Origin of the sequence: Streptococcus parasanguinis (assembly GCF_000963275.1) — a bacterium.
Taxonomy (GTDB): domain Bacteria; phylum Bacillota; class Bacilli; order Lactobacillales; family Streptococcaceae; genus Streptococcus; species Streptococcus parasanguinis_B.
Genome location: NZ_JYOW01000001.1, coordinates 522,177 through 539,404, shown reverse-complemented (window position 1 = coordinate 539,404; position 17,228 = coordinate 522,177). Strand labels below are relative to the sequence as shown.

Below are 17,228 nucleotides of genomic sequence, written 5' to 3'. Positions count from 1 at the left end.
CTCCGCACAGTTGAGTAGGGCTGTAAAAGCTGATGAAATCAGCGTAGTAGAGCACACTCAACCACTGCGTCTTGCTCGACAATCCAAAAACAATTGAGAGGCTAGGACTTCTGTCCCACTCTCTTGGTCCAGTTTCGTGAAACTGCTTCATCTTCTTTCAATTGAGCCACTAGTTGATCGATCCCATCGAATTTGACCATTTCCCGTATCTTATCCAACCAATGAATGGTCAAAGTATGGCCATAAATATCTCCAGAAAAATCAAAGAGATTGACTTCGAAACGAAGCTCTTTTCCATCAAAGGTGACATTTTTGCCAACAGAAGCCATGCCTCGATAGATCTGCCCTTTAAAATCGACATCAACTACATAAACCCCATCTGATGGTAAATAGGTCCGGTCAATCGGTGCTAAATTGGCAGTAGGATAGCCAATGGTGCGGCCACGCGCATCCCCATGCACGACGATGCCCCGACTGGATAAAGGGTGACCAAGTAGACGGGCAGCTTCTTGGACGCGTCCTTCTAGGACAGCTTGACGAATTCGGGTCGAACTAACCTTTTCCCCCTGATCCAATACAGGAGAAATGACTTCCACTTGACCATCAAAATAAGCAGATAAGTCAGAGGCCGTTTTCTTATCAGAGCCAAAACTATAATCAAATCCAGCAATTAAAACTCGGGCCCTCAATGCTTTGACAAATTGATCAACAAATTCTTTCGCAGTTTTAGAAGCAAAATCGGTCGTAAAATCAATGAGGAAGAGCTCATCCACTCCTAGTTCGTTTAATTTTTGGAACCGATCCTCAGGACTCTGCAAATGAAGTAGTAATTCTGGTTGGTAGCGAACAAAGGCTAACTTAGGAGATTCAGGGAAGGTTAACAAAGCGACCTTCAAGCCTTTTTCATCCGCTATCTGACGCGCCTTTTTAAAGAGTTCTTGATGCCCCAGATGCAGGCCATCAAAGTAGCCCAGAACCAAAACTGTCTCATTCTCCAAATGGATCTGGTTAGCAGTAGTTATCGTACGAATATTCATGAATTTATTGTAACACATTTTCTGTCAGAAAAACCTTGCGAGGTTTGTAAAGTTCTTCCCTTTTTTCCATAATGGCTACCAATTTCCCTTGGTAAAACGCAGCTAACTCTCTGGCTTCGCTCTCAACTGGAATAAAGCGTCCCACTTGGACTTCGCCAACCTCTTCTACTGTCAGCTCTACTTTTTCCAGATCCCCGGTGCCAATTTCAAGTGGGTGAAGGAAGCTCAAATCTCCTTGCCCTACTTTTTCAGCCACCTCTTCTAAGGTCAGGGCATCTTCCAGTGACAAACCGGCAGCACTGGTCCGTGTCAGATGAGACATATGGGCTGCGTAGCCCAGTTTTTGACCCAAATCCACCGACAAGGTCCGGATATAGGTGCCCTTACTGCATTTAACCCGGAAACGAAAACGGGCTAGACTTTCTTCATAGCTAATCTCACTGGTGCGTGTGAATTCATAAATGGTTACCTGTCGGACAGGGCGTTCCACTTCTTCTCCTGCCCGCGCATATTCATAGAGCTTACGTCCATTGACCTTGACCGCTGAATACATAGGCGGTACCTGCTCCATTTCTCCCACCATTTGAGCAATCATGCGGTCCACCTCTTCTGCATCTAAAGATGCTTCCACTGGGGTCCGCTCTACGACTTCCCCGCTGGCATCCTCCGTCGTGGTAGAAAAGCCCAAAGTGATTTCTCCCTCATAGACCTTGCCTTCATCTTGCATGAATTCGACCATCCGGGTCGCCTTTCCAACTGCAATCGGAAGCACTCCCACCACATCTGGATCCAGCGTTCCCCCATGGCCGATCTTCTTAGTTCCTAAGATTTTTCGCAGTTTAAAGACCACATCATGTGAGGTCATGCCTGCTTCTTTTTTTACATTGATAATTCCGTCCATCTGATTTGCTCTTTCTAACTCTTGTGTGACCATCCGGGCCACCGACCCTTTATTATACCATGAAACAAGACTTCTTGTCCCTCTTTCCCCCTTCTCATGAGCTCCTAAAAAATCCCGTAGCAGATTTCAGACTTTTTAAAATGGATTTGATACAATAGAAAGCGAAAGAAGGTGTAACATATGTTAATGTATGATGTTATTGTGATTGGATTTGGTAAAGCTGGTAAAACACTCGCAGCGAAATTATCAAGCCAAGGAAAAAAAGTCGCTCTGATTGAAAAGAGCAAATCTATGTACGGTGGTACTTGTATCAATATCGCTTGTATTCCCACCAAGACCTTGATTGTTGCAGCAGAAAAAGGCTTGGATTTTGAGCAAGCCATGAATGAGAAAAATGCAGTCACTACTCGTCTCAATGGTAAGAACTACGCAACGATTGCTGGAACTGGTGTAGACATTATCGATGCGACGGCTCGTTTCGTTTCTAACAAGGTCATCGAAATTCAAGCTGGTGAGGAAAAGGAAGAATTGACAGCTGAAACCATTATTATTAATACTGGTGCTGTGCCAAATGTCCTTCCGATCCCAGGATTAGCTGAAAGTAAATTTGCCGTGGATTCAACCGGTATTCAACGTTTGGAAAACCTACCTAAACGCCTCGGTGTCCTTGGTGGTGGACCAATCGGATTGGAATTTGCCCACCTTTACAATACCTTGGGCAGCCAAGTAACGGTACTAGACGCTTCTGAAGCATTCTTGCCACGGATCGAGCCAAGCATTGCAGCTCTTGCAAAAGGCTACCTTGAAGAAGATGGCATTCAATTCTTGCAAGGCGTTCATACCCAAGAAATCAAAGATGGCCAAAACAGCTTAACGGTTGTCACAGATAAGGGAGACTTCGAGTTTGATATCCTTCTCTACGCAACAGGTCGTAAGCCAAACACAGCTGGACTTGGTCTTGAAAACACAGATATTCAAGTCACTGATCGTGGAGCGATTCAAGTCAACCGTCATTTAGAAACCAGCGTCCCTGGTGTCTTTGCAGTTGGCGATGTCAATGGTGGTCCTCAATTCACCTACATGTCACTCGATGACTTCCGCATTGTCTTCAACTACCTTACAGGCGATGGTAGCTACAATCTTGAAACTCGTAGAAATTATGCGACAACACTCTTTATTGCTCCTCCACTTGCCCAAGTCGGCTTGACCGAGCAAGAAGCACGTGACAAAGGACTTCCAGTTGCTGTTAAAGAATTGCCAGTTGCTGCCATGCCACGCGGACATGTCAATGCAGACCTCCGAGGGGCCTTCAAAGCCGTGGTCAACCCAGAAACCAAAGAAATTCATGGAGCGACGCTCTTTGGAGAAGCTGCAGGCGAACTTATCAACCTGATCACCATGGCGATGGACAACAAGATCCCTTATACTTACATCGCAAAACAAATCTTTACCCACCCAACCATGGCAGAAAACCTAAACGATCTCTTTGCGATTTAAATAGCATAAAAAAAGCTGGAATTTTCCAGCTTTTTTTAGTTTAAGAATTTACAGACAGCCTCTTGAAATACTTTATTTTCTTCATAAAGAGCATGCCCAGAATGCTTAAGAATGAGGAGTTGACAATCCGAAATCGCTTTTGCTAGTTCCTTAGATCCGTCCACACCAATCACATCATCTTCAAGGGCACCAAGGATCAGGGTCGGACAATGAATTTCCTTTAAGACCTCAAGGCTATCGTGAGTAAGACAAGACTGAGACTGAATGGCTATTCTATTTTCATCTTTGATTCGCCCCAAGCGACCCATGATATTATAAAGCAACCGCCACTTTTGATAGCTCATTTGCGTATAGGAGTGCTTTGCAATATCCAGCATGAGATGCTTAAAAGTTCCAGATTGACTAAGCTTTTGCCAATGCTCAATTCGCTCTCTAGCAAGTTGACTAGGTTTTGCAGTAGTCACGGCTAAGATGAGCTTTTGAACCTTTTCAGGGAAATCCACTACCAACCATTGGGCAATCATTCCACCTTGCGAAATCCCCATAACATAAGATGTATCTAAGTTCAGCGCCTCCATTGCTTCTGCTACATCTGCTGCCATATCCCGCGTTGTATAGCCCTGTCTCAGCTCATTGATTCGAGAAAAAACATAGATTTTGTAACGTTTGGCAAGTATACGGTATGTGATTGAAAAAGGCATAGCCATACCTTTAACCGTCTGCAATCCATCCCCCAATCCTGGTATGATCACTAATGGCTGTTTACCTTTTCCAAATGTTACATAGTCCATGCTCTTTTCGTTAAAATATAAGGTTTTCCCTTTTGTCGAAGACATTACTTCGTTTTCTCTCCTATTTTATCATGTTTATTCATGTTGAGTTTTTAAATGCAGAGCAAAGCCGGCAGTCACTTTTTCAAATCCAACTGCCTGATAAAACTGATGTGCAGCATTTCGTTCAGCGGTTAATCCACTATTTAGAGCCAGTGCCTTTACTCCTTCTTTTACCGCTTGTTTTTTCAATTCATCGATTAGCCTACTAGCAATTCCTTGTCGTCTTGTTTCTTTTGCAACTGACAAAGCCAAAATACGATAGTAAGACCCATCTGCTTCAAAAAAGAAGAGTTTTGCATAACCTAAGAAACCTAAAATTTCTCCGTTTCTTTCAGCTAAAAGACAGCCATAATGTGGTTGAGAAAGAATCATTTCTAAGCGTCGAGACAGCTTAGAAGCGGTCGTTGGATAGCCCAAGTCTTCGTATAAAGACAGTAAGACTTCCGCATCTTTCATGGTTGCTTTTCGTATCTGCATAGAAGCCTCCTAGTCTTCCTTCAAGGCATCAAACTTCGCTTTCATAGTTGGATTTTTCCGAGTCAATTTTTTAACGGAAACATCATCCAACTTGTTGTTAGCGAGGCGAAGTTGGTTTTCTGATGTGGTGAGGAATTTCTTGACTTCTTCCATCCGCTTGATGGCTTTGTCGATTTCATCGATAGCCTTGCCAAAGTTGACAGAAGCCGAATTGTAGTTCTTAGCAAAGGCTACTTTAAAGGCATCTAGGTCCTCTTCAAAGTGGGTAATATCAATATTTTGTTCACGGACAAGCGCCAATTCCTGCTTGTATTTAAGGGAATTAAGGGCCGCATTACGCAGGAGCCCAATGATCTGGATAAAGAACTGAGGACGGACGACATACATCTTCTCATACTCGTGGCTGACATCGACAATCCCTGTGTTAAAGTAGTCGTTATCTGCTTCAAGCATGGTCACTAAAACCGCATACTCACAGTTCTTTTCTCGACGGTCCTTGTCCAATTCCTTGTAGAAATCCGCATTCTTATGCTTCTTCTCTGTCCCGTCAGCTTCATTCTTCATCTCGAACATAATGGAGATAATCTCCACCCCATTTTCATCGCACTCGCGGAAAATAAAGTCGCCTTTAGACCCACGTGCAGAGACCTTGTTGTCCTTTTCAAAATAGGCATTTGGAAAGGCAAAACTGCGAACCTTGTTGAATTCACTTTCCGCATACTGTTCCAGACTTTCCCCGATGGCCTTGGTCGACTGTTGGGCCTTAAAATTCTTGTAGAACTCGACCTGTTCATTGGCTGCCTTAAGCTGGGCTTCGTAGTTTTGCTTGACAGAAGCTAGGGACAGTTCATTTTCCTTCTCTTGAAGGAGTAATTGGTTTTGTACCTGATCACGCTCCTTCTCCAAATTAGAAAGCGTCTTTTGCAACTGGTTCTCATGCTCCAAGCGCAAGGTGGCCAATTGATTCTCCAGTGCTTGCACTTCTTTTTCTTTCTCTAGCAAGCTTTGGCTAGCTGTTTGCTCCACCTCTTTTTTAGCCAATTCTTTTTCAGTATCAAACTGTTGAATCTGGTTTTGTAACTGAGCAATTTCTTGATCCTTCTTTGCTAACTTCTCTTGCTGCTCATTAAGGGCCTTTTGCTCTGCTAAAGCCAACTCTTGCCGAATTCGCTCATGAATTTCCTTGTCAAACTCTGCTGTCCGTACCTGTGACAAGAGTTCGCTGTATTGACTTTCATTGACTGTAAAGACTTCCCCACAGTTGGGACACTTGATTTCGTTCATAGTATGCCTCTTTCTCTATTCTTAGTATATTATATCATGCCACCAGTAAAATCAAAACCAACAAACGAAGCTTGCTGGTTTTAAGTAAATATTCATTCTTTTATAGAGACTTTCCTTAGGTGAGGACGGACGGTAGCGACTCCCTTTGGGATTCCATACCTTAGATTTGAGCCTTTCGTCTCAAATCTACCGAGCACCAGAAACTAATGCGTTTCTGATGCTTTCCTCACGGCGAAAAGTCTCAATCTATTTTGCACTAGTTCCAAAATATTTTTTTCAATAGTCTCATTCAGTAATAACTTTAGATTTCTGAAAAGATGTTGCTTATTTATAATCTGAAACAGTGGACTTAGCTTACTGGCTTTAGTTTATTTCTTCTCAATCGGCGCGACACTGGCCAAGAGTTTCTTGAGACCCACTTCTGGGAAGTTGATCTTGAGCTCTTGGGTGTTGCCACTACCAGATACTTCAAGCACAGTTCCTTCTCCCCACTTCTTGTGAATGGCAATATCACCAATGGACCAAGCGACGCTTTCTTTAGCAGCAGCTCGGTTACTATTACCAAAAGGTAGGCTTGATGACGTGAGAGCACTTGGGGATGCTTGTCTCTTGCGCTCTTGAAGGGCTTGAGACAGGCTCATGCCTTTTCCAAATGTCGTTCCGCTTCCATTGCTATAAGAAGCCTTAAAGCTGGTATTAACTGGACGGGCTAATCCTTGGTAGGTCAATAAATCCGAGCTAATTTCATTGATGAAACGCGTCGGACGGTTGTAGCTGGTCCGTCCAAAGAGCAAACGAGAGTTGGCATTGGTCAAGAAGAGAACCTTCTCTGCCCGCGTGATCCCCACATAAGCCAAGCGACGTTCTTCCTCCAATTCATCTGGATCCTCTGCTGCACGACTAAGAGGAAAGACATTTTCTTCCATTCCAATCAAGAAGACGACCGGGAACTCCAATCCCTTGGCTGCATGAAGAGTCATCAAGGTGACTTCTGAAGTTTCTTGGGCCCCATCGTCTGTATCGGCAATCAAGGCCAAATCGTTCAAGAAACGACTCAAGGTTTCCACACCTGATTCGTCTTCGACGGTCTCTCCATTTTCATCAAAATTCTTGGTAACAGATAGGAACTCTTGGATATTCTCGATGCGGGCCTGACTTTCCAAATTTCCCTGATTGGTTAGGGCTGTCATATAACCTGTCTTGTCAAGGACTTCTTCGACCAACTCTGTAATGGTGAGCTGGTCCAATCTTTCTCTCAAATCAAGAATGAGATTGGCAAAGTCCCAGATGGCTTGAGCGGCCTTTCCTTTGATGCCTGAGAGCATGATATTGGCTGAAGCATCCAGGAGTGAAGACTCTTGCATTTGGGCAAAGTCACGAATCTTATCCACTGTACCTGGCCCGATTCCCCGCTTGGGTTCATTGATAATGCGCTCAAAACTGATATTGTCACTGAGGTTGGCAATCAAGTTCAGATAAGCAATGACATCCCGAATTTCCTTCCGGCTGTAGAACTTGGTGCCTCCCACCATGGTGTAGGGAATGTTGGACTTGAGCAGCGCTTCTTCAATGGTCCGTGACTGGGCATTGGTTCGGTAGAGAACAGCAAAATCACGGTGCTTGTAGCCAGCTTCGCGACTGAGCTCTTCAATGGTTTTAGCAACAAAGACTGCTTCATCCTGCTCGTCATTAGCCCGATAATAAACAATATCTTCCCCGTCTTCATTTTGTGTCCAGAGATTCTTCGGACGGCGGTGGCGATTGTTTTTGATGACATCATTGGCTGCTTGCAGGATAGTTTTAGTGGAACGATAATTTTCCTCCAACAAAACGACCTTAGCTTCCTTATAATCCTTCTCAAAGTCCAGGATATTCTGCATATCTGCTCCCCGCCAGCCATAAATAGACTGGTCCGCATCCCCAACGACACAGATATTTTTAAAGCGTGAAGCCAAGAGTTTGACCAACTGGTATTGGGCATGGTTGGTATCTTGATACTCGTCTACGTGGATGTATTGGAACTTCTGCTGGTAATAGGTCAGCACATCTGGATGCTGATCAAAAAGACGCAAGGTCAGCATGATCAAATCATCAAAGTCCACTGCTTCTGACTGACGGAGTTCCTTTTGGTAAGCCTCATAGCACTTGGCGACGATCTGGGTGTACATATCGCCAGCCTGGGCGGCGTAGGCCACTTCATCGATCAGGTCATTTTTGGCATTGGAAATAGTCCCCAAGATTGTCCGTTCATTCCATTTTTTAGGATCCAAGTTCAAGGACTTCAAGATCCGCTTCATCAAGGTCCGTTGTTCTCCTGGATCGACAATGGTAAAATTGCGATTGTAGCCAATATGATCCGCATCTCGGCGAAGGATGCGCACACACATGGAGTGGAAGGTCGCAATCAAGCAATCTTGGGTGGCTGGATTCAATTGATAAGCCCGCTCCTTCATCTCCCGAGCGGCTTTATTGGTAAAGGTAATGGCCAAAATATTCCAAGGATTGACCATTTTTTCATCGATCAAGTAAGCGATGCGGTGGGTCAAGACACGTGTCTTACCAGAACCAGCCCCCGCCATGATCAAGAGGGGACCTTCTGTCGTTTGGACCGCCTCTGCTTGGCGATCATTCATACCATTCAATAAAGGATTCATCTCATACTCCTCATTCATTCAATCGTTCTATTATACCACATTTTCGCCCTTTCTCCTTTTGGAAACAGTTGGCATCATTTGAATTTTGCACTCAAAAAGGCTATAATAAAGGCTTAAGAAGAACTAATATTTCCTCATTAACAACGATCCAAGTTTTTCGCTTAGGAGGAAATCTACAGAAGCCTGGAGGAGTTATCAGTGAATCAATCACAAAGTAATTTAAAACTAGCCGAACGTGGAGCCCTGATCAGTATTGTCGCCTACCTGATTCTTTCCGCAGCTAAATTAGCAACAGGACATCTCCTTCACTCCTCCAGTTTGGTCGCGGATGGTTTTAATAACTTATCCGATATTATCAGTAACGTCGCCCTTCTCATCGGCATTCGCATGGCCCGCCAGCCAGCTGACCGCGACCACCGATTTGGTCATTGGAAGATTGAAGATCTAGCTAGCCTGGTAACTTCCATCATCATGTTTTATGTGGGCTTCGATGTCCTACGAGATACCGTTCAGAAAATCCTCAGTAGGGAAACCACTGTCATTGATCCTTTAGGGGCCATTGTCGGAGTTGGATCAGCCCTTGTCATGTTTGCGGTCTATCTTTATAACCGGACTTTAGCTAAGAAAGCTCAATCCAAGGCCCTCAAGGCAGCTGCCAAAGACAACCTGTCTGACGTGGTCACTTCTTTAGGAACCTCTGTTGCGATTGGAGCTAGTGCTCTTAACTATCCGATTATGGACCAATTAGTGGCCATCGTTATTACCTTCTTTATCCTAAAAACTGCCTACGACATTTTCATTGAATCCTCCTTCAGCCTCTCCGATGGTTTTGATGAAAGTCTCCTGGATAAATACAAGGCGGCTATTCTGGAATTGCCAAAGGTCAGCCGGGTCAAATCCCAACGGGGACGGACTTACGGAAGCAACATTTACCTAGATGTCGTCATCGAAATGAATCCAGACCTCTCTGTTTATGAGAGCCATGCTATTACCGAAGAGGTCGAGCGCCTTCTCAAGGAACAGTTTGGCGTCTTTGATATCGATGTCCATGTGGAGCCAAGTTCTATCCCTGAAGATGAGATTCTGGACAATGTCCTTCTCAAATTAAAGACCTATGAGGAACGCTTGCAGGCTCAGCAGGAATACCAAACCCTCCTAGCAGACAACTTCACCCTCATCAATGAGTATGGCCAAGAAAGCCACAAAGAGGACCTGGTCCGTTTGCAGGAAGAACATCAAATTCCCTTTAAGAATTTCGAAATTGAATCTATCAGTCAAAAGACCAAATTGATTCGCTATGAGTTAAATGACCAGATCCATACCAGTCTCTGGCGGCGTCATGAACACTGGCAAAAGGTCTTTCACCAAATTACCAGTAAACAGAAAAAATAGAACCCTCTACCTCAATCTAACCAGAATAAAAAGCTACTGCAATTCTTTTTTGCAGTAGTTTTTTTGTAAGAAAAAATAGCCTTTCGGCTATTCTTCTACTTTTATAAATCCAAATTTATTGAGAGGATAGAGACGCAGATTCACGACTCCTTCGATCTGATTTTTATGGATATAACCAAACTCACGGCTATCTTCTGTATCCCCACGGTTATCATTTAAGACTAGATAAGTATCCGATGGTACACGACCAGCCTTGGTCCCTTTTAACTCTGATAAAAAGAAATCATCCGTATAATACCCATTACTCGTTGGAGCAGCTAGGTGTTTATTCAGCATTTTATTCAGGTAAGGTTCTGGTGTTGCCTGTCCATTCAAATAGAGGACGTCATCTACGTAGCTGACTTCGTCGTTTTCTTTGGCAATGACACGTCCAAGGTATTCTTTTCCACCGACCTTATATAAGACCAAATCACTGCGATCTACCTGAGCGTTTCTAGTCGCTACCACAAGATCTCCAGTTTTCACAGAAGCATTGGCCATTTTATCATTGATACTAAATGGATGAAATACAAAGATTCGAAGCAAAATCAGTGCCAAAACCAGTACACCGACAATGATGACATTTCTAATTAAATCTCTCCTTGGCATGTATGTCTCCCTTCCTTTTTATTTATTATACCATGTTTTTGATCTTTAAAAAAGAGAAAGTAAGCATTAGTGAGAATTCTTATCAACACACACCAGAAGAAAAAGAAAAACCTCGCGGTCGATCCTTTCGGACCAACCAGCAAGGCTTTTAGATATAATTTTCTATTAACGTACTGTACGGATACGCATTGTGTTTGTACGAACAGCTTCTCCAACTGGTACACCAGCAACGATAACGATATCATCACCAGATTTAACAAGACCAGCTTCAACTGCTTTACGTTCAGCAATTTCGAACATATCGTCAGTTGATGAAGGAGCATCTGTCAACATTGGGATAACACCCCAGTTCAACATCAATCCACGTTCAGTCAATTCGTCAAATGTCAATGCCAAGATATCAGCATCTGGACGGTATTTAGAGATTAAACGTGCAGTGTGACCTGTCTTAGTCAATGTTACAACCAATTTGATATCCATTGAGTTTGTAGCATCTTTAACAGCTGAAGCCATAACTTCTGTCTTAGAGTTACGTTCAAATGAATCTGAGTTCAAACGTCCGTATTCTTTAAGAAGAGTTTGAGCGTTCATGTCGATTTTCGCCATTGTAGCTACAGATTCAAGTGGGTATTTACCGTTTGCAGATTCACCTGAAAGCATTGTAGCATCAGTACCATCGATAACAGCGTTGAAGACGTCAGATACTTCTGAACGAGTTGCACGTGGTTTTTCAGTCATTGTTTCAAGCATGTTTGTTGCAGTGATAACAACTTTACCAGCAGCATTTACTTTAGAAGTAATCATTTTTTGGTAAACTGGAACCATTTCGAATGGTACTTCGATACCCATGTCACCACGAGCGATCATGATACCATCAGTAACTTCGATGATTTCATCCAAGTTTTCGATACCTTGTTGGTTTTCGATTTTCGCAAACAATTGAACGTGGCTGTTACCAGTTTCTTCACAGATAGCACGAACTTCTTGAACGTCTTTTGCAGTACGTACGAATGAGATCGCGATGAAGTTGATACCTTGTTCCAAACCGAAGCGGATATCGTCGTTATCGCGTTCAGCAAGTGCTGGGAAAGGAATCTTAGTGTTAGGGATGTTTACACCTTTTTGTTTAGCGATGATACCATCGTTTTCAACTTCAACAACAAATTCACGTTTTGCAGCGTCTTTTTCTACAACGCGAAGACCCAATTTACCATCATCAACCAATACTTGGTGTCCAACTTCAACGTCATCAAAGATGTCAAGCGCACCAGCAACGTTCAAAGCAATCACTTCACGAGTTGATTTAATACCTTGTTTTGTAGCAACGCGGATACGTTCACCAGTCTTGTATGAATATTCTTTAGCTTCGCCTTCGAACAATTCAGTACGGATTTCAGGACCTTTTGTATCAAGAAGGTAACCAACTTTTTTACCAGCGATTTCTTCTGCACGTTTAACAGTCGCCATACGTTCACCTTGTTCTTGGTGGTCACCGTGTGAGAAGTTGAAACGGAAAGTGTTAGCACCAGCTTCGATCAATTTAGCAATGTTTTGTGCTGAAGCTTCAACGTCAAGTTTTTCAGCCCAGTATCCATCTTCACCGAATTTTTTACCACCACGGATTTCTACCGCAGGACCTAAAGTTGCAACGATTTTTACACGTTTGTTCATGATATATATGACTCCTTTTTAAATATATCTGTCTTTTTAAGACAAGGTTAACGAATTTATGAAATAAAATTAGATTGAAGACAAGCTACGGTTCAACTCGGCAAGACCAAGATCAGCTTTATGTGGATTGTTTACCACAATCTTACCATCTTCTGTCAAGCTAAAGAGGGCTCCTTCTTCTGCTTTACCAAGGATTGGGTTTTCAACCATTTTTTCATTACGGATACCAACGGCTACACCACCGATTCCTTGTTTCAACAATTTAACAGCGTGTGCTCCCATACGTGAAGCAAGAACACGGTCACGCGCAGTAGGTGAACCACCACGTTGGATGTGGCCAAGCTCAGTCACACGAAGGTCACTTTCATCACCAGCTTCTTTCAACGCTTTACCAAATTCATCTGCAGACATCACACCTTCAGCCAAGATGATGATGTTGTGGGTACGACCTTTTGCGTAACCTTCTTTGATGCTCTCAACAACATCTTCGATCTTGAATCCTTCTTCAGGGATGATGATTTCATCTGCACCAGATGCAATCCCTGCCCAAAGAGCGATATCTCCAGCGTTACGTCCCATCACTTCGATAACGAAAGTACGGTGGTGACTAGATGAAGTATCACGGATCTTATCGATCGCGTCCATTGCAGTTGTGACTGCCGTATCAAAACCAATTGTAAAGTCAGTTCCTACGATATCGTTATCGATCGTACCAGGAAGACCCACAGCTGGGAATCCAAGCTCAGTCAAGCGCATCGCACCATGGTAAGAACCATCTCCACCAATAACGACAACACCTTCGATCCCGTGTTTCTTCAATTGCTCGATCCCTTTTAATTGACCTTCGCGTTGTGCGAATTCAGGGTAACGAGCTGAATGAAGGAAGGTACCACCACGGGAAATAATATCTCCAACAGATGAGGCGTCAAGGGGCTGAATTTTACCAGCAACCATTCCCGCATATCCATCATAGATACCGAAAACTTCCATTCCTTCTGAAATTGCTTGACGAACAACTGCACGGATGGCAGCATTCATACCAGGGGCATCTCCACCACTAGTTAAAACAGCAATACGTTTCATTTCGTTGTTTGCTCCTTTTTTTCTTTTACATTCTACGTAATTATAACACAAAGAAGACTAAAATTCTCGTATTTTTCGCAGTTTTTACCGATAAATCGTTTTCATAACGAGATTCTTTAATTCATCTTCCAATTCTTTGTTTTTCTGGACGGTATAGCCCTTCAATTGAAGAGTTTTTTTCTCGTCTTCATAGCGTAATATCACAGGATATGGGCCCGGATATTTTTTCAAGATAGAAAGAATCGTTTTATCCTGACGATGATCGAGCAACTGGATCCAGAACTTTTCATTGGTTGCCAGTTGCGCCTCTGCTAGAATCATCTGCAAGCGCCCATCACGCTCTTGTATCTTCCCTGTCAAGTAATAAAAGCCACCTTCTTTTATCAAGGAGGAAAATCGATTGTAGGTTTCAGGGAAAAGGGTCACATCCAATTTTTTCTTGGTATCACTGACTTGTAAGAAAGCCATGAGATCACCTGACTTGGTTCGAATGGTTCGAATGCTTTGTACCTCAATGAGAATGCGTGCCTGCTCTCCTTGTATGAGTTGAGAAATTGGTTGGATCTCATAGGGACTCGTTTGCCCAATCGCAACCAATGGGTGGGTACTGAGACCGACGCCAATAATGGCCTCTTCCTTATCATATTTTTCAGCCTGGCTAAAGTCCTCTGCTTCTGTCCAGGAATAGTTAGAATCTGCAAATAAACTACCTAGCTCATCAGCAAATACAAACAAATTCGGCAAATTGTGAAGCACCTTGCGCCTATTTTTTTCAAAAATATCAAACAATCCAAGCTCCACTAAAGGTGTTAACAGAGGTAATTTATGATACTGATTGGGTAGGCGTAAAATAAAATCTTCGACACTTTCAAAGGGACGATTATCAATGATCCAATACGCTAAATCTCTTGGGAGTCCCTTGATATTTTTCATGCCCAAGTAGATTTTCCGATCCTGGAACTTATCCCTGTAAGGGATGGTATTGATGGATAATGGCGCGACTTTAAAATCAAACTGGAGAGCATCTGCTAGATAATCGCTGCTCGAATAATTGAGCATGACATCAAAGAAAACATCTGGATAATGGACCTTGAAATAGGCCATCTGAAAGGCCAAGGCAGAATAGGCATAGGCATGGGAACGGTTAAACCCATAACCTGCGAATTTTTCCATGATCGCAAAGACCTCTTTGGCTTTTTCTTCCGTATGCCCAAGTTTAAGAGCACCTGAGACAAAATCGTCTTCCATCTGATGCATTTCAGCTGCATTTTTTTTGCCCATAGCCCGACGTAAAATATCGGCTTTCCCTAGACTAAAGCCTGCAAAACGCTGGGCAACCTGCATCACCTGCTCTTGGTAGAGCATGATCCCATAAGTGGGCCTTAAGATTTCTTCAATAGCTGGATCTAAAATCTCAACTTTTTCTTGACCGTGCTTTCTTTTGACGAAATTATCAATGTAATCACTAGCTCCTGGACGATTGAGAGAGGTGGTCGCTACCACTTCTTCGAAATGATTGGGTCTCACTCGTCTCAAGAGGCGAATGGCTCCAGCCTGTTCAAATTGGAAAATCCCCTTAGTATCCCCAGCAGCAAACAAGGCCAAGGTTTCTGGATCTTCTAAATCAATGGCTTCAATCACGATCTTTTCTTGGTACTTTTCATAGACGGTTTCCTTCATTTTCTGAACAAAGGTTAAATTTCGCAGACCCAAAAAGTCCATCTTTAACAGACCATTGGCTTCAACCGCATGGGCATCATACTGGGTGACAAACATGTCTTCCCCATACTTGAGAGGAATGTGATCTGTCAAATCCTGGTCACTCATCACAACCCCAGCCGCGTGGATCGATGTCTGTCTTGGTTGGCCTTCAATTCTTTTGGCAATTTCAAAGCCACGCTCAAATTCTGCTCGGCTATGAATCACTTGTCGAAAAGCTAGATTCTGTTCATAAGCTGTCGTCAGTGTATCCCTAAAGCCAATCCGCTTGGTAATGGAGGTCAATTCGTACTCTGGTACCCCAAAACGTTTAAAGACATCTCGAATGGCTTGTTTGGCCCCAAAGGTTGAAAAGGTCACGATCTGAGCTGCATGGTAACTCCCGTAACGGTCTCGCACATAGCGGATAAATTCTGGACGATAGATATCAGGAATATCAATATCAATATCCGGCATGGTGTAGCGCTCCACATTTAAAAAGCGCTCAAAGAGGAGGTTCTTCTCCACAGGATCAATCCCTGTAATCCCTAGGGAATAGGCTACCAGTGAGCCGACAGCAGACCCACGTCCCATTCCCATATAATAGCCTTGACTCCGTCCGAAACGAAGAAGGTCCCAGACAATCAAGAAATAATCATCAAAGCCCATCTGGTGAATAATGTCTAATTCATGCTCCAGACGTTCTTGATAGACCGGACTGGTCAAGTACTTTCGAAGAAGACCCGCTTGGGCTAATTCTCTCAGTTCCTCAACAGCTGGTTTTTGAGGATTGAAGCGAGGCAATTTCAACTGGGTGTCAATATCATATTGAATCCCTTGGACTAGTTTTTCCAGATTTGTGATGGCTTGAGGAAATCGCTCTGCAAAATCATTCTTTAAATCCTGAGGAGTTTTTAGGACTGTTGTCGGATCAATTGGTCCTGTTTCCGTCAAGCTTTGATTGTCCTTGATGGCTGCCAGCATCTGCATGGCTTCCACATCCCCAGCCTCAAAAAATCGAACGGTATGAAGAGGGAGCACAGGGTGGCTAAACTCTTGGACCGGCGTATCCGCAAAAACTCCGATGAAGTAATCTAGACCAAGTGGCAAGTCTCCACTAGCAAAAGGCGCTGGGACAATGACTGCTACTCCTTCTGTAAGGTGCTTCACATCCTCCCAATTGCTCCTCCCCATCATTTTGACGGTCGACATCTTCATCAGATTCTGGTAGCCCTTCGTTGACAAGGCGATCATCCGAAACGGAATTGTTTCATTGTCTACCTCTAGTCCAATTTCTAAACCGACCAAGGGGCTGAGCTTGTGGGCCTGACAGGCTTCGATAAATTCATAGGCACCATACAAATTATCTACATCCATGATTCCCAATGCGTCATAGCCCATACTTTTAGCCACTTGGACATAGTCTTTTATGGTCACAAGGCTTTCCATAAAAGTATAGACTGATTTGGTATCTAGCTGTGCAATCACTTTTTCTCCTCCCTCACTTGTCTATTTTTGGGACTCTTTTTTGTACAAAAAAACACCACTGCTACACAATGATGTCTCAACAACGGAAGACATGGGATTCGAACCCACGCACGCTATTACACGCCTACCGCGTTTCCAACACGGCCTCTTAAGCCTCTTGAGTAATCTTCCAAAACTATATATGGAGCCGGTGGGAGTCGAACCCACGTCCAAACACCTGCCAGCATATTTGTCTACAACCATAGGTTATGTCTTAGTTTAACAGCTACACGACACATAACTCAAGCCCTGTACCTGCGAGTCTATCAATCTCTTATCTAACTTCTAGACAAAGTTAGATCGTATCTCGCTAAAATAAAGACCTGTCATCAAACACGAGCGATTCGAATCGGGTCACGCCTGCTGGTGTTTAGGCAGCTAAAGCGTAAGAATTATTATTTTTTGCAGTTATATTTAACTGGCGTTTTACATCCGCTAGATGAGTTGCAAAATATACCTCATAATGCCTGTCGAATCCGTAACGACCCCAAAACGAATACATTTAGTATATCAAAATGTAGCTAAA

General features: G+C 43.4%; 12 protein-coding genes, 1 tRNA gene and 1 other RNA gene. 2 read left to right on the top strand and 12 right to left on the bottom strand.

Annotated features, from left to right (window positions below):
- Positions 1 to 101: 101 nt before the first annotated feature.
- Positions 102 to 1,037, bottom strand: coding sequence for a bifunctional riboflavin kinase/FAD synthetase (locus TZ97_RS02670; RefSeq protein ID WP_045760175.1), 936 nt, complete (start codon positions 1,035 to 1,037; stop codon positions 102 to 104).
- A gap of 4 nt (positions 1,038 to 1,041) precedes the next feature.
- Positions 1,042 to 1,938, bottom strand: a complete 897-nt coding sequence (gene truB, locus TZ97_RS02665; protein ID WP_045759281.1) for a tRNA pseudouridine(55) synthase TruB — start codon at positions 1,936 to 1,938, stop codon at positions 1,042 to 1,044.
- A 180-nt stretch (positions 1,939 to 2,118) separates the two neighbouring features.
- Here truB and TZ97_RS02660 point away from each other — a divergent pair, with 180 nt between their 5' ends.
- On the top strand, positions 2,119 to 3,435 hold the full coding sequence (locus TZ97_RS02660) for an FAD-containing oxidoreductase (protein WP_045759280.1): 1,317 nt from the start codon (positions 2,119 to 2,121) through the stop codon (positions 3,433 to 3,435).
- Between the two features lie 35 nt (positions 3,436 to 3,470).
- Here the strand turns inward: TZ97_RS02660 and TZ97_RS02655 are convergent, their stop codons facing one another.
- The 4 genes from TZ97_RS02655 to pcrA form a co-directional block, all read right to left on the bottom strand.
- On the bottom strand, positions 3,471 to 4,271 hold the full coding sequence (locus TZ97_RS02655; protein ID WP_045759279.1) for an alpha/beta fold hydrolase: 801 nt from the start codon (positions 4,269 to 4,271) through the stop codon (positions 3,471 to 3,473).
- A 30-nt stretch (positions 4,272 to 4,301) separates the two neighbouring features.
- Positions 4,302 to 4,745: a GNAT family N-acetyltransferase gene (locus tag TZ97_RS02650; protein WP_024054685.1), complete on the bottom strand. Its 444-nt coding sequence runs from the start codon at positions 4,743 to 4,745 to the stop codon at positions 4,302 to 4,304.
- Positions 4,746 to 4,754: 9 nt separating this feature from the next.
- Positions 4,755 to 6,029, bottom strand: a complete 1,275-nt coding sequence (locus TZ97_RS02645) for a DUF2130 domain-containing protein (protein WP_045759278.1) — start codon at positions 6,027 to 6,029, stop codon at positions 4,755 to 4,757.
- Between the two features lie 368 nt (positions 6,030 to 6,397).
- The gene (pcrA, locus tag TZ97_RS02640) at positions 6,398 to 8,683 is read right to left on the bottom strand and encodes a DNA helicase PcrA (RefSeq protein WP_045760174.1); all 2,286 of its coding nucleotides are present in this window, start codon (positions 8,681 to 8,683) and stop codon (positions 6,398 to 6,400) included.
- A gap of 198 nt (positions 8,684 to 8,881) precedes the next feature.
- Here pcrA and TZ97_RS02635 point away from each other — a divergent pair, with 198 nt between their 5' ends.
- On the top strand, positions 8,882 to 10,075 hold the full coding sequence (locus TZ97_RS02635) for a cation diffusion facilitator family transporter (RefSeq protein ID WP_045759277.1): 1,194 nt from the start codon (positions 8,882 to 8,884) through the stop codon (positions 10,073 to 10,075).
- 87 nt (positions 10,076 to 10,162) lie between these two features.
- Here the strand turns inward: TZ97_RS02635 and lepB are convergent, their stop codons facing one another.
- The 6 genes from lepB to ssrA form a co-directional block, all read right to left on the bottom strand.
- A complete protein-coding gene (lepB, locus tag TZ97_RS02630) occupies positions 10,163 to 10,723 on the bottom strand; it encodes a signal peptidase I (protein ID WP_003006560.1) in 561 nt (186 codons plus the stop codon).
- Positions 10,724 to 10,888: 165 nt separating this feature from the next.
- On the bottom strand, positions 10,889 to 12,394 hold the full coding sequence (pyk, locus tag TZ97_RS02625; RefSeq protein WP_045759276.1) for a pyruvate kinase: 1,506 nt from the start codon (positions 12,392 to 12,394) through the stop codon (positions 10,889 to 10,891).
- Between the two features lie 69 nt (positions 12,395 to 12,463).
- Positions 12,464 to 13,477: a 6-phosphofructokinase gene (gene pfkA, locus TZ97_RS02620; protein ID WP_021152956.1), complete on the bottom strand. Its 1,014-nt coding sequence runs from the start codon at positions 13,475 to 13,477 to the stop codon at positions 12,464 to 12,466.
- 84 nt (positions 13,478 to 13,561) lie between these two features.
- Positions 13,562 to 16,663: a DNA polymerase III subunit alpha gene (locus TZ97_RS02615; protein WP_045759275.1), complete on the bottom strand. Its 3,102-nt coding sequence runs from the start codon at positions 16,661 to 16,663 to the stop codon at positions 13,562 to 13,564.
- An 83-nt stretch (positions 16,664 to 16,746) separates the two neighbouring features.
- Positions 16,747 to 16,834: transfer RNA gene (locus tag TZ97_RS02610), tRNA-Ser, on the bottom strand.
- Positions 16,835 to 16,842: 8 nt separating this feature from the next.
- Positions 16,843 to 17,191: a transfer-messenger RNA gene (gene ssrA, locus TZ97_RS10150) on the bottom strand.
- Positions 17,192 to 17,228 lie beyond the last annotated feature (37 nt).